The sequence below is a fragment of the Parapedobacter sp. ISTM3 genome (assembly GCF_016533505.1).
Lineage (GTDB): Bacteria > Bacteroidota > Bacteroidia > Sphingobacteriales > Sphingobacteriaceae > Parapedobacter > Parapedobacter luteus.
This window is the reverse complement of record NZ_JAENGN010000017.1, coordinates 38,291-61,198: the sequence shown is the minus strand read 5'-3', so window position 1 is coordinate 61,198 and position 22,908 is coordinate 38,291. Positions and strand designations below refer to the sequence as shown.

Sequence of the window (22,908 nt, the reverse complement as noted above, 5' to 3'; positions counted from 1 at the left end):
AGTGAGCGTTCCAGTCAAAAACCCAACAACCGGAATATCGTGAATTGTCAACCTGATTTGCCAGATTCCCTGCTTCTTAACTGTATCAATAATAATTTGTAGTTTTGTGCCGACCCGACATGCTCGGGACGGCTTTTTATGGTGTCAATCCCAACAACTCCCCCATCCTGCTCGGTACCCAATGATGTACACCGCGACGGACTTCCACTTATCCACGGCGAAAACCTGAGCCGTTCTTTTCAGGCCAAGGAGCCGGTCGTCGCGGTCAACGGGCTGACTTTCGGCATTGCCGAGGCGCAGGTCACCGCCATCATTGGAGAAAGCGGCAGTGGCAAAAGTACCATGCTCCGGCTCATCTACGGGTTGTTGGAACCCGATGAGGGCGAAGTACGCTATCGGGGGTGGCGAGTACCTAACCCAAGAGAGAAACTTATTCCCGGACACGATGCGATGCGTATGGTATCGCAGGGTTTTGACGATTTGAATACCTATGCCAATGTCTGGGACAACGTAGCGTCTCAACTACCAAACACCGATTTAGCGGTGAAGTTCAGCCGGACGGAAGCCACGCTACACCGCCTGCGTATTGCGCACTTAACTAAGCAACGTATTGCCGATCTAAGCGGTGGCGAAAAACAACGGGTAGCCATCGCCAGGGCCCTGGTAAGGGAGCCCGAAGTGCTTCTAATGGATGAACCCTTTAATCAGGTAGACGCGTCATTCCGGGAGACACTGCAACGGGATATTCGCCATATCGTGGACGAAACCGGGCTGACGGTGGTGTTGGTGTCACACGATCCGGCAGAAGTGCTTTCTATGGCGGATCAGCTGATTGTGTTGCGGCACGGACATTTGGTGGCAGCCGATGAGCCGGCGCTGCTGTACCGACAGCCACCGGATAGTTACACGGCGCGATTGCTAGCCAAGAGCAACATCCTTACCAACGCGGAGGCATCCGCATTGGGTATCATTACGGATGCAACGACTGTCATTGTCCATCCTGAATGGCTATCGCTGGAGGAAAGCCCACATGCAAGCTTTCACGTCGTGGATATTCAATTCAAGGGATTTTACCAGGTGGTTGCCGTTCAGGACACCAGCCTCTCCTTGCAGGTGATTGTGAGTTCAGTGACAGACCTGCGAAAAGGTATGCGAGTGAGCGTGCGCATCAAACGGTTCCATACCAACGATGCTTCATAAAGAATGGCCAATACCTGCTAAGTGTGGGTTAAAATATGGCTTAGCCGCTGCCATTTGAGTCCTTATATTTGGCGTTTTGTAACCTTTTGAAACATGCATAAATCAACATGGATAGGGTATGCCCCTTTGGCAACACTCTTACTCAATGTGTCCGTCTTGGTGGCACAAACCCCCGAGGCGTTCACGCCATCACATGATGAAATCGTAGCACGTTATAAACACGCGGCAAGGATGGACAGTCTTACCAAAAATGCGGTGTTCAACGATCGGGTAGAAGCCCATTGGCGTCAAGATGAGCAGTCGTTTTGGTATGAAAATATCCTGCCGGACGGCTCATCGGCATACGTGCTTGTAGACGCGAAATCTGGCAAAAAGCAACTGTTTACCAACAAAGCGCAAGTGGTAGCCGAAGCACCGGGCGAGCAGGTGCAGCAGCCCAATCGGCAGAGGCGTTGGGGGATGGCAGATTTCCGTGGCGAACGTGTCTCTCCCGATCAGCAATGGGAAGCATACATCGAAGAGGGCAATCTCTTTGCTAAGCGGTTGAGCGACGGAGAGATTATTCAATTTACTTCTGATGGCACCAAGGAAAACCCATATGGAGCCGTGGCTTGGAGTCCCGACAGTAAATACCTTGCTGGTTATCTCATCCATCCGGTACAGGATTCATTGGTGCATTTTGTCTTGTCGGCCGTTCCTGAAACCACGCGGGGTCAGCTGGTGTCTCGTCCATACAAACAACCTGGAGACCCTTTTACGACGTACGATTTGTTTGTTTTCCCGCTTGACAAGCGGACGGCCGTCAAGGTAGCCGCGGAGCCCATTGATTTTCCAAATGCAGCACCATTGTTGCGGTGGCGGTATGGCGATGCCCGGTACTTTACTTATGAGAAGTTCGATCGAGGTCATCAGCGATTTCGTGTTATCGAGGTGGACAGTCACACGGGCACCACACGAAATGTCGTCGATGAACGAACCGGCACGTTTATCTACCACGACCGGCAGTATACCCACTATCCGGAAGAACGCAATATCCTTATCCGGTCGTCAGAGAAGGATGGTTGGCGCCATCTCTACTTGGTTGACTTGACCAGTGGTATAGAAAAGCCCATCACCGCTGGCGAATGGGTGGTGCGGGATGTGGTTGATGTGGATGCCAGAAACAGGCAGATCTGGTTTACTGCCGGCGGAATGAACGCGGGAGAAGATCCCTATCATATCCATTATTACCGCATTGGTTTCGACGGGAAGGGACTCGTTGACTTGACACCCGAGCCGGGCAACCACAGCGTGGTATTTTCGCCCAGCAAATCTTATTATATTGACACCTACTCAACCGTCAACCAGCTTCCGGTGACCAAGCTGCGCAACGGGAAGGATGGCAAGGAAATAGCCGTGCTGGAAGAAGCTGTGCTAAGTGAAGCCTATCAGCAAAGCGGCATCACGCCACCCGAAGTGTTCGTCGCTAAGGGCCGGGACGGCGTAACGGACATCTGGGGGATAGTCAGCAAGCCGTCAGATTACGATCCAGCAAAAAAATACCCCGTGCTTGAAAACATCTATGCAGGACCTCATGACTCGTTCGTGCCCAAGTCCTTTGTGCCGTACAGCGAGATGCAGAGTCTAGCCGAACTTGGATTTATCGTGGTGATGATCGATGGCATGGGAACCGCCAACCGCTCCAAAGCATTTCACGACATATGCTGGCAAAATATCGCGGACGCGGGCTTACCCGACCGCATATTGTGGATCAAGGCACTGGCAGAGAAGTATCCGTCCGTAGATACCACCCGCGTTGGCTTGTATGGCACTTCTGCTGGCGGGCAGAACACCGTCTCGGCTTTGTTGTTCCAATCGCACTTCTACAAAGCTGGTGTAGCCGCCTGTGGTTGTTATGACAACCGCGTGGATAAGCAGTGGTGGAATGAACAGTGGATGGGATATCCCGTAGGGCCGCACTATGAGGCCCAATCGTGTGCAACGGTTGCCAATGCGCGCAAGCTGAACGGCAAGTTGTTGCTGATTGTAGGCGAAGCCGATAGCAATGTGCCGCCGGAGTCTTCCTATCGCGTGGCCGACGCGTTGATAAGAGCAGGCAAAACCTTCGATTTTTTATCCATACCGGGCATGGGCCATAGTGATGGCGGCCCTTTCGGGCGAATGAAAAAGCGTGACTTTTTCGTCAAGCACCTGCTTCAGGTGGAGCCGCCTGATTGGAATGCCGGAGAGCTCCCTTACAATCCTGATACCGGCAGGGAACGCTGGTCATTTCAATAATCCAATGGCATCTCGCCATTGTAATAATCCACAATGCGTTGGCGGAGGTGCCATTGGTAGCGAGCGATGACGAGGTTGGCATTGGCGTTGTCGAGCTTGTTTTTAGCTATCAGGTATTCCACGGAATTGATGGCGCCGGCATTGAAGCGTACTTCGGCAATGCGGAATGACTCGGCGTAGTTTGCGACCTGTTCGAGCAAGTTTTCGTACTGTGTTTTGGCAGCATCAAGGTTAAACAACGCTTGGCTTGTGGTTTGTTGCAGCTCATTCCGGCGCGTCCGTGAAATGTTTTCGGCATCGAACAGGTTAAGCTTGGCCCGCGCGACATTGTTGCGTACTTGAAATCGATTTAATATTGGTATTGAAAGCGTAAATCCCAGATTTTGTCCAACGCGATCACGTACCTGGTCGATGTAAATGCCGTTGCCGTGTATGTAGCTGCTCGTCAAACCTCCGCCCACGGAGAGCGAGGGGAAATAGGACGAACGAGCCGTTTTCAATCCGAACTGGGCTTCTTTTACCCAGTTATCGGCGGCTTTAATGACACTTAGCCGCTCAGCCGCGGTTTGGTAGAGTGCGTCATCCGTCAAGGTACCTCCGTTTGCCGGCAGTTCCTGGAGAGAAACGAGCTGGGTCTCGGCGTCAAAAGGGAGATTGATCAGCTGGAAAAGATTAACCAGTGCTTCATTGAAACGGGTCTTAGCGTCGTTCAAGTTGTTGAGGTCATTGGCGTATTGGCCTTTCAAATCATAATAGTCGGCAGGTGCTTCGGCACCCTGCTCAAAAAGCAATGTTCGCCGTTCTACCTGACGGCGGGTGACGGCAACCAGGCTGTCAGTCTGTGCAACCACATCTCGGGCGGCAAGGGTCTGAATGTAGGCGCTCGCCACGTTGAGCGCTATCTGTTCCTTGGCGTATCGTTCATCCAATTGGGTTGCGCGGTACGCATAAGCTTGTTGCGTGATGGCGCGGAACATCCGTAGTCCGTCAAACAAAACCACGGAGCTGCTGAGGCTTTGGTTTCCGTATCGATTGGTCACGTTGTTCAGGTATTGGTTGGTTTCCGGATCGATGGCCCGTCCTACCTCAAAAGAATGACCAAGACGTGCTGTCAAATCAGGTATTAAGTTTTGCCTGGCTTGCCTTAAATTGATGGCTTGGTTTTGGGTCCGAATTTCGCTTTGCTGGACGTCCAGGTTGTTTTCAAGAGCCAATTCGATACAGCGTTCCAAAGTCAGGGTGTCTTGTGCAATGGCGGCATGGTTGCCCAATCCAAGAGCCACGCCTAAATAAATTATATAACGTATTCTGTCAAACATTTCGTTGCGCTATTTTTGGCATAGGGTACACATAGTCTGCGCCAAAGTTATAACTACAAGATTATAAGTAGATTGTGAATAGCCTTTTTGGAAAGGCTTGTCCGATATCGGGCAGTGAGTGTTCGGAAACGAACAGTTTGCCCTATGGTTTGGTCGAAAGCTGCTTAATCGTGGCCATATAGGATGAACCCACTGGCAGTATGCTGTCGCCTACAGTCAGTTGATGTCGTTCGATTTTCTGTACTTTATCAATAGCGGCGATAAACGAGCGATGTATACGGATGAAGCGGTGCGCAGGTAATAACTCCTCGCACTCGGTGATGGTCATCCGGCTGAGGATATGGCGATCGCCCAGTACAAAATTGACATAGTTGCCGGTAGCTTCCAAGTAGTCGATGTCGGTAAATGCTATTTTCACCTGTTCATACCCCGTTTTGACAAAGAGGTATTCCGGCTTGCTGCCATTGGTACCCCGCAATTGAAGCCATTCCTGCGCCTTATTGCACGCCTTGAGAAACCGGGCGAGCGAAAATGGTTTGAGTAGGTAGTCCACCGCATCAAGCTCAAAACCGGCCACTGCATGTTCAGAATAAGCGGTGGTGAAAATGACCAGTGGCTTTTTGCTGAGGCTTCTGAAAAATTCGATACCTGAAATATCGGGCATCTTGATATCCAGAAAGAGGAGTTCAACGGGGTGTTGCCTCAAGTAGTCCATCGCCTCAAAGGCGTTGATAAACGTAGCCTTTAAATCCAAGAAAGGTACCTTGGCAGCATGGCTACGGATGACCTCTAAGGCGAGGGGTTCGTCGTCAATGGCAATGGTGGTCATTGGTTAAGATATTTGTCTAATTGAGCATACAACGCTTCTTTTTCACTGGGCCGTCTAACGGGCTCGGCTACTAAGTTACCGTTTTTATCGAATAAAAAGTAGCTGGGATAGTAGCCATGCCGACTTTGATCAGCAGGCAGCAACTCGCTCCAAATGGCTTGTATGTCGGCATTGTTTTTGCGCAGATGTACCCCTGTTAGCGCATTTATCCGGATGTATTCCCGCCATTCAGCATCTTTCTTATCGTCGTCCATATCAAGGTACAAAAATACGATGTCCTTGCCCTCGAAACGTTCTTTCAGCGGTTGTACATGCCTCATTTCCACCTTGCAGGGCCCACACCATGTCCCCCAGACATCCAAATACACCAGTTTTCCTGCAAACTGCTTGACAAACGCGTTGATGCTTTGAAAACTCCGGTAGTCAGCGGGGATGACGATTTGGTCGTTCTGTACCACAGACCGTTCTATTAAGCTGTCCATGCTGCGTTCCAGGGTGGATAGGTAGCCGCTTTGGCCAAACGAAGTACGTAGTGCATCCAGCAGGTTTTTCCCTTCGGTAAGCTCGCCACCATGGAACTTGGTTTTAACTTGTTTGGCGAGATAGTGCTCGGCGGTTTTGGCATCGAACGTTTGCTTTACGGCCAGCCAGTTGATGTACGTTTCGCCATATTGCTCATAGATGGCATTCAAGCTGTCAAAGCTCTCTATGCCATAGGTGGCATGCAGCAACGTCTTGAACAAAGGCAGCTTATCCCTCGCCGAAAACGCACGCGTTTCCAGAAAATCGACGTACGTATCAACGAAAGCATAGTACATCGGCCCCCGGAGTGCCGACTTGGGCTCCGGTGTCTCCTCGCTGATAACGTCTTGTATGAGTGTGCTCCAGGTGTCGGTCGGCCACTTAGCCGTACGCACATACAGGTCGAAGTAAACCACAAAATGATAATGCAACTCGGCCTTCAGAAATTCCTTCTCGCCTGCGCTCAGTGGACTGGCATCTATCAGATTGGTTTTTGTCGTTAGCTGCTCCATGTGGGGGCGGATGATGCTGTCTTTTACCGCCGCCGCGTTCGCCCGTCTATGGTCTATATAGAAAAGCGGAGCCTTCTGCAATTCCAATCGATGAAGGAGGAGGTTGGCATTGGCCATGGTACCACCGAAAACGATTTCGCCGCTGGCAGCATCCAATTCTACGGTCAAGTCTTCACCGGGCCTCATCCACAAAAAAACTTCATGGTTTCCCCATTGGAGATAGCCTATTTTTTCTTCATTCAACGGCAGTATGGTATTGAAGTACCCTGCTGCATCGGTAGCCAGTTGCTTATTGGCATCTTCAAAATACCCAAATGCCAACGGTACATTGACGACCACTGACCCCAGCTTTGGACCATCCGGCAGATTGGAGACATGCCCGCTCAGCTTAAGTTGCGCATAAGACCAGATATGCACGCCCATGGCTATACACAAGAGGAGCTTTTTTTTCATGGCGATTTAGCAAATTACAGTTAAGTGGATAAAAAACTCCTGCGTTGTTTCGCGAATGACCAGATCATGCCTGCCCGGGTATAGCATCGCCAACCGTTGTTTCACATTTTCCAAGCCGATGCCTGAGTGGCGCCGCTCGGGGTCGGAGTCCGGTTTGCGGTGGATGCTGTTGTGTACGTCGAAAAACAGCCGTCCGTCAGCTTCGTAAAGGCTGATTTTTATCCACGATTTTTCCTGCAAGCTAATGCCATGTTTGAAGGCGTTCTCTACGAAGGGGATAAGCAGCATTGGAGCGATGTACGTGTTGCTTAGCGCGTCGTGGATAGTATGCTCTACTGTGATACCCGGGGAGGTTGCTGTACGCAACAGTTGCAGGTCAATATAGTTGCGGAGATATTCTACCTCGTGGGAGAGTAAAATCTTGTCCTGGTTGTTTTCATGTAGCATGAAACGCATCATGTCGCCAAGCTTTTGGATGCTCGAAGCGGTGCGATCGGCTTTTTCTTGCAACGCCGTGCCATACAGCGTATTGAGGATATTGAACAAGAAATGCGGGTTGATCTGTGAGCGGAGGAAGCTGAGATCTGCCGAAGTCTGCCCAAGTTCCAGTTGGAGATTAACCAGCTGAGCGATGCGCTCCTTTTGGCGGCGGTAGACCAAATTGGCCAGCGGTATTACGATGAGGATAATGCATATCCATTCGAAAAAAAACACCGCACCGGCCGCCCGCGAGACATTTAGAAAGAAGATACCGAAAGGAATGAAAATCACGAATGACAACCCGATTGCGATAGCGAGGTACAAAACCAACGAATGATGCCGTTTTTCCCGCAGAGGCAGTAACCAGTAGATGTTGAGCGCGTAAATGGTGTATGCGTAAGGGACAGCCGACAGCCATAAGGCCGCCAAGCTTTCCGCTAAGCTCAGCAAGAACAAAAAGATGGCTATGCCGCCGCCGAGTACAACCAGCGATTCTTGAATGATCCGTTTGGAAAGTCCCCTGCCACTGGTTCGTACTAAAACAATACTATGCCTGAGCCCTTCATAGGCAAACAGTGACAGGAAGAGCAACAACGATACAGCGAGGGATTCGCCTCGAGTAAGGTGAGGCCAAAAGGCCGTTGATTGATACACCGCATAATGTCTTATCCACACGCAGACGGAAAGACCTATCCAGGAAAAGAAAAAAAGCAACAGGGTCAATACCGCTCCCAGCTCGATTTTTCTTTTGCGGAAATAACAAGGCCATATCCATTGTGTAAATAAAGCGAAAACACCATAAATTACCGTGGCACACCCCATGTATGACGCAACATAACGCTCGCCCCAGTGATCGATGCTATTGCTGTAAATAAAAATGAGGCTGAATAGATAAATAGCCGTAGCGATGATAAATTCAATGCGATGCCAATTCATAATGAAAAAGATTTTCCGGCAAAGAATGTCAATTCAGAATCCCCGGACAATAAAAAGGGATAAAAAGCGCGAAATGCGTGATTAAGCATAAACCCTACAAGGTCTCATTCTCCCATAGCTGGGCTTTACGTTTTTCGGCGGTTTGCGTTACGTGCGTATCGTAGAGGCTATCAACGATGGCGATTTCAGCATCCCGGTTCTTGCCGGAGCGATAAATATCCGCTGTTTGTTGGTCACGCAGGGCGATATCATAGGCGTCTCGCACGCTCATCAGTTTCACAAAAACCGGCAGGCACTCAAAAAAGATGAAGAGCAGCATAATAAACGTGATGGACCAATAGTTGGCCTCATTTACGGTGCCGTCTGGATGATACTTCAGGTCACCGAGCGCGGCGTTCCGGTCGGCAAAACCGGCCAGATTAACGGCGCTGTCAAGCTGCACGCCGGTGAGTAGCCGTTCATCAAGTAATCCTTCAAATTGTTTGCGTTGTTGGATAAAAGCTTCCTGCAATTGAATGCGGTTGCGGAGCGTATCCAGGTATTGCTCCTGCTTTTCGAGTTCGGCTTGGCGCTGTTTGGCATAGGGGCCATAGCCGACGATGCCGGACGTCTCCACCGTTTTTTCGCCGAATGTCTCCATTTTGAGCTTGATCCGATCGGTCTTAATCATGGCTTCCAGGGAATCCCGCTCGGTTTTCAGTTCGGCAGTCTTTTCCAGTTCAATGGCGTATTTGCTTTCAAAGGCTTTATTGAGCGTATCGATAGCCGCCCGTTGCCTATCCAAATAGGTTACCCGCAGTTGTTCGCGTATTTCCTTGTCAAACACTTTGAGTTCCAGCGGGCGGGCAATGACGATGCCGATAAGTACGGCCAGCAGGATGCGTGGAGTAGCTTGCATCAACTGCTTGAAACCGGACGCATGTTTGTTGATGCTTAAGACGATATAGCGGTCCATATTGAAGATTGCCAAGCCCCACAATAGCCCAAATAACAGTGCAAACAATGCCGCGAACTCACCACCGCTGAATACGAAATACAGTGCATACCCGCCGGACAGGGCCGCAAATAGACCGGTGAAAAAAATGGTAGCGCCAATGCCGACGTATTTGTTATGTTCGGCTGGGTATTTTGCCAAAGTCGCTTGGTGCACACCGCAGCACCACCAAAAAAATCGCATCAGTTTCTCCATCACGTTCGGATATCCATAGATAAGACGGGCTGTATCCCAATTTGTTACACCGCGCTCTTACTTCGTCCCTGGCAAAAGTAGTGCCTGCGTGATTAACGAGAGGATGGTTGGGATGAAACTGCCAAAATGTGGGGTGAATATATGGCAAAGATAGGTTTGCTCATTCGATATCAACCGTTCCAATAGCCATCTCTCAATTGATGACCCGCGCCGCCTATTATGGGTGGCAACGTCAGATTACGTTGTTACAGTTGCCCGCTATGGGTATAGCTCGATCCAATTGTTGTTTTTTGCTGCTTCTATCTTGGCCTTCTCGTAAAGGCGTTGTCTCGTTCCTTCATCTGGAAATGAAATTTTACCAGCTGCTTCATTGATTTGCATCCTATTATCTTTGTAATGCAGTTTGCGTTCGTAAAATTCCAATTTATCCATCGCCTCGGCATCGTTCAGAAAAGCAAGGTCAAAAGTAAAGCTCGGCACCCGCTCGATCCCCTTCAGATCGAACACCCACGAACCGGTCTTGTCCCGCATGCGGATGATCAATCCCGGCAATCCTTGAAATTTATACGGTCCGTTGCTAAGCGGGATGTCCGGGCAGAACCAAGCCTCCCATGACCGGTTACCGTAATCCAGGAGCGCTTTCTGGCATGGCAAATTACTAATCGTCAAGGTATCTCTCATTAATATCCAATCCATGTCGTTCTGTAATTCAGTATACGTACAGATCGGACCTCCCAATAATTCAATCTGCTCATAATAGTAAACCATTTCGTCAGCGCGGTCTTTGATGATGCGGTATCTCGCATTAGTGTGGATGTATGGCCGTATCTCTAAATGCTTATGGAATTCATTGGTGTCCTTTTCGCCTTGTGCTACGGTCCGGAACAGTGATTTATCTCCGCTGATTAGTAGTTCGGTCAATTCAGAAGTAGTGGCTGAATTGGTACTGTCCTTCCGGAATGTCATCTCGTAATAAATTTTGTAACCCTCATCACTTTGCCGCGCCTCAACGCAAAAGAGTAGCAGTAAACTGTTAAGTGTTATAAGTGTTGCCTTATTTTTTCTACCGGGCATATCAGCTGGTTTATTGACTATAAAGTTAGCCAGCAAATCACCAGCCAGTCATAAGGCTGGTGGCTCGAGATCGATGGTTCAGCCAGAGACTAGATATAACGATGCGTCCTAACCTAGTTATCTCCAGAGCATCCGAAACAGTTTTCGCCATAAACTTCGGTACATTCTTCTACGCATACACTTGAGCTGTCGTGAGAGCAATAGTAGCTATCACCGTCTACAAGATCACATTTTGGTTTAACATTTCCGCCTATAATAAGTCTCATTTGGTCCCTATCAAGGGGCTTTCCGAAATTAAAATTCATGATACTCATTTTCTGGAATTTTAGTTGGGTTCCAATGTTGATCGAACTACGGAACCAATACGATTTAAACCCCACTTTTTATTTTTGTTCGCGTGAAGATAAGATGCTGGTATTTGCTTAGCAAAAACTTTACGAAAACCTTGCGGTTTTTTACGAAAACTGACATTCATAAAATGTCATTTATCTGCTGTCTGAGCGTCGTCCACGCAAGCAAGGTCAAATGTGAAAGACGACACATGCCTTTTAGCCAAAGAACTCGGATTTACAAACTCAGCCGTACCTTTATCATTTCAGCATGCGATCGGCTCGACTTGAAGCGCGGGCTATCAGCAGCTTCCATCACAAAGGTATACGAGCCATTGAACCCCTTTCGGACTTCGGCGATGCCATCCATGTTGATAAGCGTGCTTCGATGTATACGCAAGAAGTTAGCCGGCAATTGATTCTCCAAATCGGCGAGCGTGTAGTCCGTTAGGTGGCGTTTGCCATCTTTGGTGTGTAGCATGACGTATTTGTCTTCGGCCTCGGCTGCTACAATGTCAGCCGTCTTAATGAGCAGTATCCGATCCCCCAATTTGACAGTAAGGCTCAGCGTTTGTTTTGCCGGATACAAACCTTCCAATAACCGCTGCAGGTCGAATATCGCTGCGGCAGCCATGTTGGGTTGCGTGATTTTCTGGATGGTTTTCTTCAGCCGTTCGGCTTCCACCGGCTTCAAGAGGTAGTCGATGGAGTTTTCTTCAAAGGCCTTCAGCGCATATTGATCGTAGGCCGTCACAAAGACCACCTGCGGCTGTTGGCCCCTCAACTGCTTGAGCATATCGAACCCATCTGACACAGGCATTTCGATGTCCAAGAATAGTAGGTCCGGTTTAAGCGATTCAATAAGTGACAGCCCTTCTACGCCGTTGCCAGCCTCGCCTACCACGTTGATAGCCGGGTATGGCCTGAGCAATTGGTGGAGCCGGTGCCGGGCGAGCGGCTCGTCGTCGATAATCAGGGTGTTGTAGGTCGTCATGCGTCAACGGGTATGTTAATGCTTAATTGCTTGTGCGGCGTGTTGCGTAAGCTTATCTGGTAGTCCTCGCCATAGAGCAGTTGCAGCTTATCATAGGTGCTCTGTAAGCCGTGGCCCGCTTTCAGCTCGTCGGGGAAAGGCTGCCCGTTGTCCGCCACGGTAATGACCACGCGTTCGCCTTGCCGTTTGATTTGTACTTCGAGCTGGCCGCCCTCGGTGACATCCTTCAGCCCATGCTTAAGCGCATTCTCCACCAACGGCTGGATAAGGAAACGGGGTACACGGACTGCTTCCAGCCCGTCTTCCGCCCTCGCCGCAAAGCGGATGCGCTCACCAAACCGTACCCGTTCAATGTCCATGTAGGTGTTGACAATATCCAGCTCACTGGCCACTGTACCCCAATGCCCTTGTTCTTGGTTGATGCTCTGCCGGAACAAGCTGGACAGTTTCACGGTCATTTCTTCGGCCTTCACCGGATTGGAAGGAATAAGACTGGCGATGGAATTGAGCGCGTTGTACAGAAAATGTGGATTAATCTTGGATTGCAATGCCGCTAGCTCCGCCTCGGTTTTGAGTTTGCCCATCCGCATGATGTCCATTTCTTTTTGTTGCAATGCGGCCTGCTGCCGTTCTTTCATGCTGAAATAAATATAGACGATCGTGCAGATAATCAATACGATGATTGCGTTGAATTGCAGGTCTGCCCAATGGAAAAAATGGAAAGGAATATCAAACAGCCAGGAGGCTAATAAGTAGGTAAACTCCACGCCCACGACCATGGCCAGCAAGCTCACGCCGTAATAGACTACGAGAAACCACCCCCAGCTATTAGCGGTCTTCCGCTTGTTGAGTAACCCCATGATATGGATGCTGTTGGCGATGCAAAGGCTGATGATGATGCCGAACATCAAGCTGATGAGCATGCTTCTGGACGAGGGCCAATGGCCCTGCACCACTGCAACGCAAGTGGATATGATAAACGAGATTAATATGCCCAAGAGCACGGAGGCCAGGTTGAGCCCCAGCCAGTAGTAGCGGCTCTTTGTGAAGTCTGTTGCGGTTTTCACTTTAACACAATTGGTTTTTCAAAAGGTCTCGTGGAACCTGTATCTACAGCCTTTTTTGTGAAGCGTTTTAAATTACAGGTTCGTAGACTGTTGCAAGATACGAATGATTGTGGATTATTGATTTGTGTTTTTACCTGCTTCCGCAAGCTGGGATCCGCTGCGCGTTGCTCGCGTCTCGGCAAGGCTTGCTCACAGCAGGTAAAAACAGCTTATTGTGTGTCGGTGTTAGCGGCCTGCTGTAATAAATATGCGCATTGTTCTTTTCCCCAGTTGGGCGCAAATTTTTCCGTTCGCTTAAAGGTGTCAAACTTCTCCTTTGCTTGCTCCAGCAGCGGTTTGGCGGCTTTGGCGCCGCCGCCGAAAAATTCAGGCGTATAGAATGTGTTTTGCCCTTTGATGAAATAAGGTCGCGGGTTTGACGGATCCAATTGCATGGCTTTCCCTAATGCGGCCTCAGCCTCGCTAATCAGGTCGAGCCGGTTTTGCGGGTCTACGCTCATCTGCATGAATTGTGTGTATCCTTTGAGTGCATAGATTTCGCTGTTGTCTGCCTGACGCTTCTCAGCCGACTCAACCAGGTTAAGCGCCTTCTCAAAAAAGCGGTCTTTTTCATCAGCGTTTTGTTGGCTTATACCGGCCACCAATTGGCAGTAGGCAGCATAATAGAGCGGCGTCCATTGATCGGTAGCGGTATTGCCGATTTGCTCAAAGCGGTTGCCCAAGGCAGTGAAGTCTGCAGGCTGCAGCGCTTCAGCCAGCGTCTGAAGGGCGGCAGCCATGGCCGATTCGTAGTTGTCCTGTGCGCGGGCCGTCCAGTGCAGCACGCAGGTGAGTAGCATGATTGCCGAGGTTTTGATGATGGTGTTCATGACAGTATTGATTTTATAGTTAACGAATAAATGTATTGTCGCCAATGGTCAGCAAGATGCCGACGAAGAGATCACGACGGGCACCAGGGCGGATAGCCCGCCGGTGTATGCCGTCTTTACTATAGCGGTAGCCATAGATGTTGTCGATGCCCAACAGGTTGCCCGCCGAAAAATAAAGCACCGTAAACTGCCGCAGGATATGCGTGAGGTAACTCACGTTGACGCTGAGGTTATGGAAGTCTTTGGTCCGGTCAGCCAGATAAACCGGATTGTTGGGATTGACATAGGTGCGGCCGGAGGCGTAGGTATACGTTGCGCCGACTTGCGAATTGATAGCCGTAATGAAGTGCTTGTATACCGCGTTAAGCGAATGTGCAGCGGCAAAGGGCGGAGTAGCAGCAGCGGGATAGTCTGCGAAATCGCGTTTGGTGTCGAGGTACGAGTACGAGATCCAGTAGTCGCCATCGCGGATGCTCTTGCGGTCGCGCCAGAAAATATCGATCCCTTTGGCGTAGCCATAGCCATTGTTGTTGAAGCCCTCGGCCGTTTTTTTCACCAGCTGGCCATAGTCTTTATAATAAGCCTCTATCCGGAAGGTGTAGTGGTTGTTGAGGTATTCGATGTTTGCCAGATAATGGGCCGCCTGTTCAAAACCGATGTCCTGCTGTGCCACCCAGTAGCGGTCTTCCGGATTCTGGTAAAACCGGCCGTAGGCCAGTGATGCCTGTAGCGTACGGCTGATTTTGTGGCTCAGTGCCAGTCGCGGCGCCACGTTGAACTGCCGGATGTAGTCTGAATACTCGGTGCGGATGCCCGTGCGCAATACCCATCTTCGGCCGAAGAACCAGTCGGCCTCGGCAAACAATGCACCCAAAAGGTGCGCATACTGCCGGCGCAGGTCGTTCCACGATTCGCCGAACCGCCCGTGAGCCACTTCGCCGCCGACGACAAACCTTGAGTACGTGCCGAAAAAATGGGTAGCGCTGCCCCGCCACTGGAGATAACTGTCCGTACGGTTGTAACCATCGGTATTTTGCTGACCATCATCGCCGGTGATATTCAGGGAAGCACCCGTATGAATTTTCCAGCCGTCATTCAGGTAATTCTGATAGCTGGTGTTGATGAGGGTGTTCCGGTTGCGGTTGCTGAAAAAGAACGGTTGCCCCGGGTTGTCCATGTCTGCATCAAGGAGCGCCATACGTGAGCGGCTGTGGTCGCTGTACCATTTGAATAGGCCGCGCTCGCCCACCTGCGCTTTGTACTGCAGCCGGCCTTCGTATTGTTCCGGTTCGCGCTGCCAATTTACCTGTTGATTAATCAATGAAAATGCAGGGGCAAGGTTGTAGTAGAAACCATCAATCTGCAGCGCGCTCGTTTTAAACCGATGGGTATGGCCCAATCCAATGCCTACCGACATCAATGATACAGCGGAAGTGGTTTTAGCAGGCAAGTCCTTGCTCTCGAGCACCAAGGCCGAGCTGAGTGCCTGCCCGTACTGTGCGGAGTACCCGCCTGACGAAAACGCCGTTTGCTTAAACATAAACGGGTCGAGCCGGCTGCGGCCGGCCAGGTTGGGGGCTTGTGCATTCAGGGGATTTTTAATAATGAGCCCGTCAAAAAAAGACTTCGTCTCAGCCGCTGACCCGCCGCGTACAAACAAGCCGCCCTCGGCAAAAGCCGTTTGTGAACCAGGCAGCGTTTGGTAAGCCGCGAAGATATCGGCGAAGGCTCCGGCGGTGGTGGCCACATCAAGTGCACTGAGCGAGATACCTTTAGTATTGACGCCCGATTGGAAGGTACCTACGGTGATGGTCACGACGTCCAGCTCAGCGGTCTGAGCAGTTAACCGGAGTTCCAATATCATTGAATCGCCGGCCAGCATGATGGCCGTACTGTCACTGCCATGGCCCAGTGCGGAGAAACGCAGCCACTGCTCGCCCGTGAGTGCCGTCTCAAACGCGAAATAACCGCTGCTATCGGATGAGGTGCCGTCAAAGCTCCCTTTGATCCATATGCTGGCCATGCCGATTGGCAGCCCGCGCGTATCCGTGACGGTACCCGTTATGCGGCATTGTGCCCAGCAAGGGTGTCCGGCACTCACCAGCAGCGCAAGCAAGAAGTAAAGGACGGTGTTCACGCTTTTCATGCCGCAAAGATGAACACCGCAGATAACTCGTTAAAGGAATCTCCGACGAGTGGTAGGATTGGTGGGATGAATGGTTACAACCTCACTTAAAAGTCGGAATAGTCTGTCGGGTATAAAAAGATTTGTTGGTTGCGGGATACGTTGTGCTGGTATTCCGGTTTCGCGGATAGTTCTTTCCAGTATGCATCCTTGCTAAACGCTTCCCAATGTTCATCCCGCGACTGTTTATTTTCAAACGTGGTGAGGTACATCAAATTGGGCATTCGGCTTCCCGCAATGACTTCACCATAGAAAACGGCATTGAATCCCAAACGTTTGAATAGTCCGATTTCATCGCCTTTGTTAAACATATCCACCTTATTGCGGTAATACGCCTCGGTAGCGCTCTCATAACTTCTTAGTTCATACACACGTTCGGCCCTGGGTGAAGTTAGGTTGGGGACCTCAAAGCGAGGACTACCCTCAAAGGCGTCCATAAGGATCGTCTCGATTCGGTCGTAGGGCGGATTGTTGTATGGTGCATGCAAGTAGTCCTTTCCGGCTTCCTGATATGCCGGATCATTTTGTAACGTGGCTTCCAGTGATGCAAACTGATCGTATGACGTGAAAGGAATAAATACATAAGTCAACCATTCATTTGCGGCCGCTGCATCAGCGATGGGCTTGAATACACCCACGTTGGTTATGCCTGCCCGATGCAGCGCAGGAAGGTAAGCCGTTTCAAGGAAGTTATCCAACTGCGCCACCTGTTGCGACGTTTTCAGGTGGTAGATTTTTAATTGATAGAAATCGCGGTCCGCTGCTACAGCGGTGTAGGATAAGAAGGCCAATGCGGCAATGATGAATCGTGTTTTTATGCTCATGGTTCGAATTTATAGCAAATAATTGATTATACTAAATACGTGCATTTGCGGCTGATATTACGTAACAATCCTGCAATGTTTAGTTACTTTTGCTACTCATTATTTAAGGAGTCGTTGAAAATGCTATGCAAAAGAGTCATTTTTGCATACAATAAACCCATGTATCCGAGGTCTTTACATGAAATTAACTGAATTAAGATATGGCAAATCAATTAAAAAGCAACTGGTTTCTCGCTTGTATCACGGCATGTGTTTTCGTCTCGTGCAGTGAGGGCGGTTACCGGATTTCGGCTGATGCAGACAACGTCGGCCTGGCACTTCCTGAAGGCTTTGGCGCTTTGAAAGTCGCAGACAGCGTCGGCGCAGCGCGGCACATTGCGGTCAATTCGAAAGGTGATGTCTTCGTCAAGCTGCAACGTGCGGTAGACGGGAAAGGGATTATCGTGCTAACGGACACAGACGGTGATGGCCGGGCCGATGAGCAAACCGGATTTGGTGATTATGGCGGAACGGGTATTTTCATCAAAGACAATTTTCTCTATGCTTCATCCAACAGCGAAGTGTTTCGCTATGCGTTGGACGAAAATCAACGTGTAACTAACCCCGAAGCGCCGGACACCATCATTACCGGCTTGATCGACCGCCGCCAGCACAATTCCAAGTCCATAGCCTTGGATGGAGCTGGAAATATCTATGTCAATATCGGCGCGTATTCCAACGTATGTCAGGAAAAGGATCGTACGCCGGGCTCGCCGGGCATGCAGCCATGCCCCATCCTGGATTCGGCGGGCGGCATCTGGCGGTTCAAGACCGATGGCATCCGGCAGACCTACGGTGACGGCCAACGTTATGCGACGGGGCTGCGCAACGTCGTGGGGCTTGACTGGAACCAAGAGGCCAGCGCGCTATTTGTCATGCAGCATGGCCGTGACAACCTGCATGATTTCTACCCCGAACTCTACGCAGAAGGTGTGGGAATTGACTTGCCTTCCGAAGCCATGTACCGATTAAGTGAAGGGGCGGATGCAGGTTGGCCGTATATTTATTATGACCATCACCAAAAGAAAAAGATCGTCAACCCCGAGTACGGCGGCGATGGCAAGCAGGAAGGCGGGGCGGACGCCCTGGATCCTGTGGTGGCGTTTCCCGGTCACATTGCGCCCAACGCATTGTTGTTCTATACCGGAGATATGTTTCCGGCCAGGTATAAAAACGGGGCGTTCGTGGCCTTCCACGGCTCCTGGAACCGTGCACCCGATCAACAAGGGTTTATGGTTGCGTTCGTACCTTTTGAAAATGGCCAGCCCAGCGGCGATTGGGAGGTGTTTGCCGATGGGTTTGCCGGCATAGATACGATAGCCGCTCCGGGTGATGCCCGGCACAGGCCCTGCGGACTGGCACAGGGACCAGATGGCTCATTATATGTATCCGATGACGTGGGCGGTACCATCTACCGGATTGTCTATGCAGGAGCGAAATAGTCGGAAATACAGTCAAATCGGCGTTGCGATCCTGTTTTTGTTACTGGTGGCCTGTGGCGGCCATCAAACGGAGGGACAAAAGCAGCCGGAAACAGCTAATGGACAGGAGGCGGCCCTTCAAGGAAAAAGCGCAAGTGCCCCTTCGGAACGGACGGCAGGCATGCGAGCAGGGCAAGTAGTGTACGACCAGTATTGTGCCACCTGCCACCAGACCAATGGCGATGGTGTGCCAAACCTCAATCCACCATTGGCTAAAACCGATTACGTGACGGGTGATAAAGAGCGGCTTATCCGGATTGTGCTCAACGGATCTAACGAAGGGCTCGAAGTGAACGGCATGGTCTATAGCAATGCCATGCCGGCACACAGCTTCTTAAGCGATGAAGATGTGGCCAATGTCCTTTCTTATATCCGCAATAGCTTTGGCAACCATGCTGATACTGTTTCGGTTGGTGAAGTGAGGCAGGTGAGGGCTACGTTGGAATGAGGTGATTAATCCGGGAAAACCATGCGATTTTCCGCAAATTTGCACAAGTGATCCAACAGTTCGCTAAGCTGGTCGCCCGTGTCGGTAAGTGCATATTCTACCCGTACGGGCACACTATCCGTATCCTCGTGGCGCTTGATAAGACCGTAGTGCTCCAGCAGTTTGAGCCGGTCGGCTAAGATATTGTCGCTGATATATTTCAAATCTTCTTTTACGCTCGAAAACCGGGTGTTTCCTTCTTCGATGCTAAACAGCACATCGGTAAGCCAACGCTTACTAAGCAGGTGGATGAGTTCATTCAACGTGCACTTGTCTTCGAGATAAAGCTGATTGTAGTAGTTCGTGGATGTCAATTTTCGCATGGTATAGTTGTTTGTCGGTGCGTTTATCAATAACTCATTATTTCAGTAGGTATTGCCATTGCTTAAGCATATGCGTTATTTTGCAAATGCCGAAAGGCTGCTTATGATGTGCTAAGATACAAGTTTTACAGTTAAAAATTAATCGTTATGCAATACAGAAAATTAGCCGGAACAGAATTAGACCTGTCTGTAATCACCTTCGGTGCTTGGGCTGCCGGAGGGTGGATGTGGGGTGGATCCGAACGGAAGGATGCCGTAGAAGCTATCAGGGCGTCGTACGATTGGGGGGTGAATACGATTGATACCGCGCCCATTTACGGCCAAGGTACCAGCGAAGAGATTGTGGGAGAAGCCATCAAAGGCATCGCCCGGGACAAGGTATACATCCTTACCAAATACGGGATGCGTTGGGATTTGGCCAAAGGTGATTTCGGTTTTCATAGCAAGGATAATACAGGTAAGGAGATAGACATCTACAAATACGCCGGTAAGGAGAGCATCATCAAAGAATGCGAAGATAGCCTGCGCCGTTTGGGCACCGATTACATCGACCTTTATCAAATTCACTGGCCTGATAGTACCACTCCCATTCAGGAATCTATGGAAGCGGTTGCCCAGCTTATTCAGCAGGGTAAGGTGCGGTATGCCGGGGTATGCAATTACAGCGCGGCCCAGTTGGAAGAAGCCAACAGGTACGTAGACGTAGTCTCCAACCAGGTGCCCTATAGCATGGTCAAACGCGGTATCGAAGCTGAAGTGGTACCTTACTGCCTGGAGCATGGAAAATCCATCTTGGCCTATAGCCCCATGGAACGTGGGCTGCTTACCGGAAAGCTACAGCCCGGGCATGCCTTCGGTGAGGGCGATCACCGTGCTGGACTCCATTTCTTTACCGATGAGAATATCCGGCGGACAAACGCTTTTCTGGGTCGCATCAAACCCATAGCCGATAGCAAGGGCATCTCTTTGGGCCAGTTGGTTTTGCTGTGGACGTTGGAGCAGCCCGGCATTACCATTGCGCTGGTGGGGGCGCGGAATACCGAACAGGCCATCCAAAATGCCAAGACGACAGCCACCAGCTTGAGCGCAGAAGAAGTGGCTACCATCACGGCCGAGCTGGCGCAGTTGGAGCTGGTAAAGCCATAACAGCTCCGGTTCTGGATCATACTTGCTTCGTGCCATCGTCGCAATTGGGGTATGTTTTATAAACATAAAACCAAAAGTTGACAGGGATTGACAAAGGCCTCACCTTTGTCAATCCCCTGTCGATAGCGATATTGGTATCGAACTATCGCGACGACGGGACTAACAAGCAGCCTACCTGTAACGTTCCGGCTGTTATTTTTGCTTTTGTGCCCCGTTTTCAAAAACATCCGTACCTTTGGCCAAAAATAGATTAAGCAAGCATGAATAGCAAGCAAATTATACCATTACTGATGATTTCAACCGCATTTATCGTATCGTGTGGAGAAACCAAGACAACTACTGAAAACCCTTTTCTAACCGCTTATGATACGCCGTTCGGTGTGCCGCCGTTTGATAAGATCAAAAACGAACATTTCAAGCCGGCACTTGAAGCTGGAATGGAGCAGCACGAGGCCGAAATCGACGCGATTGTCAACAATGCAGAAGATCCCACTTTTGAAAATACCATCCTTGCGCTTGAAGACGCCGGCCAGTTGCTAAGCAACGTGAATACCGTACTGGGCAACCTGAATTCGGCCAATACCAATGATTCCATCCAAGCTATTGTGAAAGAGATGGCTCCGGTGCTTTCCGCGCATCAGGATAATATCCGGTTGAATGAGCGGCTGTTTGCCCGGGTCAAAACCCTTTGGGACAACAGGGCAGACTTGGACCTGAATCCCGAGCAGCTCCGGTTGCTGGAAGACAATTACAAAAGTTTCGTCCGCGGTGGTGCCAATTTGCAGGGCGAAGACAAGGACAAGCTCCGTAAAATCAATGAAGAGCTTGCGGTGCTGACCGTCCAATTCAATCAAAATTTACTGGCCGAGACCAATGCTTACGAACTGATCATCGAAAATGAACGCGACCTGGCCGGGCTTCCGGAAGGACTGATTGCTGCGGCTTCCGAAACGGCAAAGGAACGTGGCAAGGACGGCAAATGGGTCTTTACGCTTTCCAACCCCAGTGTGATGCCATTTTTGCAATATGCCGATAATCGCGACCTGCGCAAGCACATTTGGGAGGCTTACAAAAGCCGGGGTGATAATGGCAATACGCACGACAATAAGGAAATTCTGGTTAAAATCGCCAATCTTCGCTTACAACGGGCTAACCTTTTGGGATATCCAACCCACGCCCATTACGTGCTGGAAGAGGCTATGGCCGAAAATCCTGACAATGTATACAAATTGCTCAATGATCTTTGGCGTCCGGCGCTAGCCAAGGCCAAGGTCGAGGCGGCAGACATCAAGCAGGAAATCGCTGCGACGGGGCAATCCTTCGCCCCAGCGCCTTATGACTGGCGCTATTACACCGAAAAAATCCGCCAGAAGCGCTACGCGCTGAATGAAGATGAAATCAAACCGTATTTCAGTCTGAAGCATGTCCGCGAAGGCGCTTTCGACGTAGCTAACCGCTTGTACGGGCTTACATTCAAAGCGCTGGATGATGTGCCGGTGTACCACCCCGAGGTGGAGGTTTATGAAGTGTTTGACGCCGACGGTAGTCACTTAGGTGTTCTCTATGCAGATTTTTTCCCGCGTCAATCCAAACGCGTAGGCGCATGGATGACTTCCTACCGTAGGCAAAAGATGGAGGATGGCAAGCGTGTAGCGCCGATCATCTCCATCGTATGTAACTTTACCAAGCCGGTTGGCGACAAGCCGGCCCTATTGACGTTTGACGAGGCTAGTACCCTGTTTCATGAGTTTGGGCACGCCCTGCATGGTCTCTTGTCAAATGTGACTTATGAACGCCTGTCAGGTACGTCGGTGTCGCGCGACTTTGTGGAGCTGCCGTCTCAGATTATGGAAAACTGGGCGGCAGATCCCGCGGTATTGAAGCTGTATGCGCATCATTTTGAAACCGGAGAGCCGATCCCCGACGAACTGATTGCCAAGTTGGAACGGGCAGGTACGTTTGACCAAGGCTTTGCCACGGTGGAGTATTTGGCAGCATCATTGCTCGATATGGATTATCATACGCAGACGGCGGAGATAACGGACGACGCGACCACCTTCGAAAACGCTTCAATGACCAAGTATGGCCTTATTGACGAGATTATCCCCCGGTACCGGAGCACGTACTTCCAGCACATCTTCAGTGGCGGTTATTCGGCCGGCTATTACAGCTATATCTGGGCGGAGGTGCTGGATGCAGATGCCTTTGCGGCGTTCAAAGAAAAGAGTCTTTTTGATAAGGAGACCGCCGATGCTTTCCGACAAAACGTCCTTGAACGCGGAGGTACGGAAAAGCCTGCGGTGCTATACCGTAATTTCCGCGGGTCGGATCCCAATCCGGTACACTTGATGAAAAAACGAGGGCTGGATTAAG

18 protein-coding genes are annotated in these 22,908 nt (G+C 50.4%); 6 read left to right on the top strand and 12 right to left on the bottom strand.

All coding sequences use genetic code 11. The features are described from left to right. Window positions 1-138: 138 nt before the first annotated feature. Window positions 139-1,200, top strand: a complete 1,062-nt coding sequence (locus JHJ32_RS18865) for an ABC transporter ATP-binding protein (protein WP_079718479.1) — start codon at window positions 139-141, stop codon at window positions 1,198-1,200. Between the two features lie 93 nt (window positions 1,201-1,293). Beyond that, window positions 1,294-3,477 carry a S9 family peptidase gene (locus JHJ32_RS18860; protein ID WP_200122030.1) on the top strand — a complete coding sequence of 728 codons (2,184 nt, stop codon included), beginning with the start codon at window positions 1,294-1,296 and terminating at the stop codon, window positions 3,475-3,477. On the opposite strand, the gene JHJ32_RS18855 is transcribed toward JHJ32_RS18860, so the two are convergent. From JHJ32_RS18855 to JHJ32_RS18805, 11 genes are all read right to left on the bottom strand, one after another. Further along, the gene (locus JHJ32_RS18855) at window positions 3,471-4,796 is read right to left on the bottom strand and encodes a TolC family protein (protein WP_079718477.1); all 1,326 of its coding nucleotides are present in this window, start codon (window positions 4,794-4,796) and stop codon (window positions 3,471-3,473) included. The two genes, JHJ32_RS18860 and JHJ32_RS18855, sit on opposite strands and share 7 nt — an antisense overlap. Window positions 4,797-4,938: 142 nt before the next feature. After that, window positions 4,939-5,625, bottom strand: a complete 687-nt coding sequence (locus JHJ32_RS18850) for a LytTR family DNA-binding domain-containing protein (protein ID WP_200122029.1) — start codon at window positions 5,623-5,625, stop codon at window positions 4,939-4,941. Further along, window positions 5,622-7,112: a TlpA disulfide reductase family protein gene (locus JHJ32_RS18845; protein WP_200122028.1), complete on the bottom strand. Its 1,491-nt coding sequence runs from the start codon at window positions 7,110-7,112 to the stop codon at window positions 5,622-5,624. Before JHJ32_RS18845 ends, JHJ32_RS18850 begins: the two co-directional genes overlap by 4 nt. Before the next feature lie 6 nt (window positions 7,113-7,118). After that, complete coding sequence (locus JHJ32_RS18840) at window positions 7,119-8,528, bottom strand: sensor histidine kinase (RefSeq protein ID WP_200122027.1); 1,410 nt, start codon at window positions 8,526-8,528, stop codon at window positions 7,119-7,121. A 94-nt stretch (window positions 8,529-8,622) separates the two neighbouring features. Then, window positions 8,623-9,717: a DUF4407 domain-containing protein gene (locus tag JHJ32_RS18835; protein ID WP_200122026.1), complete on the bottom strand. Its 1,095-nt coding sequence runs from the start codon at window positions 9,715-9,717 to the stop codon at window positions 8,623-8,625. Between the two features lie 258 nt (window positions 9,718-9,975). Then, a complete protein-coding gene (locus tag JHJ32_RS18830; protein WP_200122025.1) occupies window positions 9,976-10,791 on the bottom strand; it encodes a GLPGLI family protein in 816 nt (271 codons plus the stop codon). A gap of 567 nt (window positions 10,792-11,358) precedes the next feature. Continuing rightward, window positions 11,359-12,114: a LytTR family DNA-binding domain-containing protein gene (locus tag JHJ32_RS18825; protein WP_200122024.1), complete on the bottom strand. Its 756-nt coding sequence runs from the start codon at window positions 12,112-12,114 to the stop codon at window positions 11,359-11,361. Beyond that, a complete protein-coding gene (locus JHJ32_RS23245; protein WP_200122023.1) occupies window positions 12,111-13,181 on the bottom strand; it encodes a histidine kinase in 1,071 nt (356 codons plus the stop codon). Before JHJ32_RS23245 ends, JHJ32_RS18825 begins: the two co-directional genes overlap by 4 nt. 209 nt (window positions 13,182-13,390) lie before the next feature. Further along, complete coding sequence (locus tag JHJ32_RS18815; protein WP_200122022.1) at window positions 13,391-14,050, bottom strand: hypothetical protein; 660 nt, start codon at window positions 14,048-14,050, stop codon at window positions 13,391-13,393. Window positions 14,051-14,069: 19 nt separating this feature from the next. Beyond that, window positions 14,070-16,196, bottom strand: coding sequence for a TonB-dependent receptor (locus JHJ32_RS18810; protein ID WP_200122021.1), 2,127 nt, complete (start codon window positions 16,194-16,196; stop codon window positions 14,070-14,072). Between the two features lie 86 nt (window positions 16,197-16,282). Continuing rightward, the gene (locus JHJ32_RS18805) at window positions 16,283-17,059 is read right to left on the bottom strand and encodes an NIPSNAP family protein (RefSeq protein WP_200122020.1); all 777 of its coding nucleotides are present in this window, start codon (window positions 17,057-17,059) and stop codon (window positions 16,283-16,285) included. Window positions 17,060-17,259: 200 nt separating this feature from the next. Between JHJ32_RS18805 and JHJ32_RS18800 the strand changes: the two genes are divergently transcribed. Together JHJ32_RS18800 and JHJ32_RS18795 are read left to right on the top strand one after the other, a co-directional pair. Then, window positions 17,260-18,540, top strand: coding sequence for a sorbosone dehydrogenase family protein (locus tag JHJ32_RS18800; RefSeq protein ID WP_200122019.1), 1,281 nt, complete (start codon window positions 17,260-17,262; stop codon window positions 18,538-18,540). After that, window positions 18,524-19,027 (top strand): cytochrome c, encoded by a 504-nt coding sequence (locus JHJ32_RS18795; RefSeq protein WP_233632757.1) that lies wholly within the window; start codon window positions 18,524-18,526, stop codon window positions 19,025-19,027. The genes JHJ32_RS18800 and JHJ32_RS18795 overlap by 17 nt, the downstream gene beginning before the upstream one ends. Before the next feature lie 5 nt (window positions 19,028-19,032). On the opposite strand, the gene JHJ32_RS18790 is transcribed toward JHJ32_RS18795, so the two are convergent. After that, window positions 19,033-19,389: a helix-turn-helix domain-containing protein gene (locus JHJ32_RS18790; protein ID WP_079718464.1), complete on the bottom strand. Its 357-nt coding sequence runs from the start codon at window positions 19,387-19,389 to the stop codon at window positions 19,033-19,035. 147 nt (window positions 19,390-19,536) lie between these two features. Here JHJ32_RS18790 and JHJ32_RS18785 point away from each other — a divergent pair, with 147 nt between their 5' ends. Together JHJ32_RS18785 and JHJ32_RS18780 are read left to right on the top strand one after the other, a co-directional pair. After that, complete coding sequence (locus JHJ32_RS18785; RefSeq protein ID WP_200122017.1) at window positions 19,537-20,535, top strand: aldo/keto reductase; 999 nt, start codon at window positions 19,537-19,539, stop codon at window positions 20,533-20,535. 260 nt (window positions 20,536-20,795) lie between these two features. Beyond that, window positions 20,796-22,907, top strand: coding sequence for a M3 family metallopeptidase (locus JHJ32_RS18780; protein WP_200122016.1), 2,112 nt, complete (start codon window positions 20,796-20,798; stop codon window positions 22,905-22,907). Window position 22,908: the final 1 nt, after the last annotated feature.

Bases quoted from the DNA above. Each gene is read 5' to 3' on its own strand.
- JHJ32_RS18865 (WP_079718479.1), top strand. From the start codon at position 139: ATGGTGTCAATCCCAACAACTCCCCCATCCTGCTCGGTACCCAATGAT.
- JHJ32_RS18860 (WP_200122030.1), top strand. From the start codon at position 1,294: ATGCATAAATCAACATGGATAGGGTATGCCCCTTTGGCAACACTCTTA.
- JHJ32_RS18855 (WP_079718477.1), bottom strand. From the start codon at position 4,796: ATGTTTGACAGAATACGTTATATAATTTATTTAGGCGTGGCTCTTGGA.
- JHJ32_RS18850 (WP_200122029.1), bottom strand. From the start codon at position 5,625: ATGACCACCATTGCCATTGACGACGAACCCCTCGCCTTAGAGGTCATC.
- JHJ32_RS18845 (WP_200122028.1), bottom strand. From the start codon at position 7,112: ATGAAAAAAAAGCTCCTCTTGTGTATAGCCATGGGCGTGCATATCTGG.
- JHJ32_RS18840 (WP_200122027.1), bottom strand. From the start codon at position 8,528: ATGAATTGGCATCGCATTGAATTTATCATCGCTACGGCTATTTATCTA.
- JHJ32_RS18835 (WP_200122026.1), bottom strand. From the start codon at position 9,717: ATGGAGAAACTGATGCGATTTTTTTGGTGGTGCTGCGGTGTGCACCAA.
- JHJ32_RS18830 (WP_200122025.1), bottom strand. From the start codon at position 10,791: ATGCCCGGTAGAAAAAATAAGGCAACACTTATAACACTTAACAGTTTA.
- JHJ32_RS18825 (WP_200122024.1), bottom strand. From the start codon at position 12,114: ATGACGACCTACAACACCCTGATTATCGACGACGAGCCGCTCGCCCGG.
- JHJ32_RS18815 (WP_200122022.1), bottom strand. From the start codon at position 14,050: ATGAACACCATCATCAAAACCTCGGCAATCATGCTACTCACCTGCGTG.
- JHJ32_RS18810 (WP_200122021.1), bottom strand. From the start codon at position 16,196: ATGAAAAGCGTGAACACCGTCCTTTACTTCTTGCTTGCGCTGCTGGTG.
- JHJ32_RS18805 (WP_200122020.1), bottom strand. From the start codon at position 17,059: ATGAGCATAAAAACACGATTCATCATTGCCGCATTGGCCTTCTTATCC.
- JHJ32_RS18800 (WP_200122019.1), top strand. From the start codon at position 17,260: ATGGCAAATCAATTAAAAAGCAACTGGTTTCTCGCTTGTATCACGGCA.
- JHJ32_RS18795 (WP_233632757.1), top strand. From the start codon at position 18,524: ATGCAGGAGCGAAATAGTCGGAAATACAGTCAAATCGGCGTTGCGATC.
- JHJ32_RS18790 (WP_079718464.1), bottom strand. From the start codon at position 19,389: ATGCGAAAATTGACATCCACGAACTACTACAATCAGCTTTATCTCGAA.
- JHJ32_RS18785 (WP_200122017.1), top strand. From the start codon at position 19,537: ATGCAATACAGAAAATTAGCCGGAACAGAATTAGACCTGTCTGTAATC.
- JHJ32_RS18780 (WP_200122016.1), top strand. From the start codon at position 20,796: ATGAATAGCAAGCAAATTATACCATTACTGATGATTTCAACCGCATTT.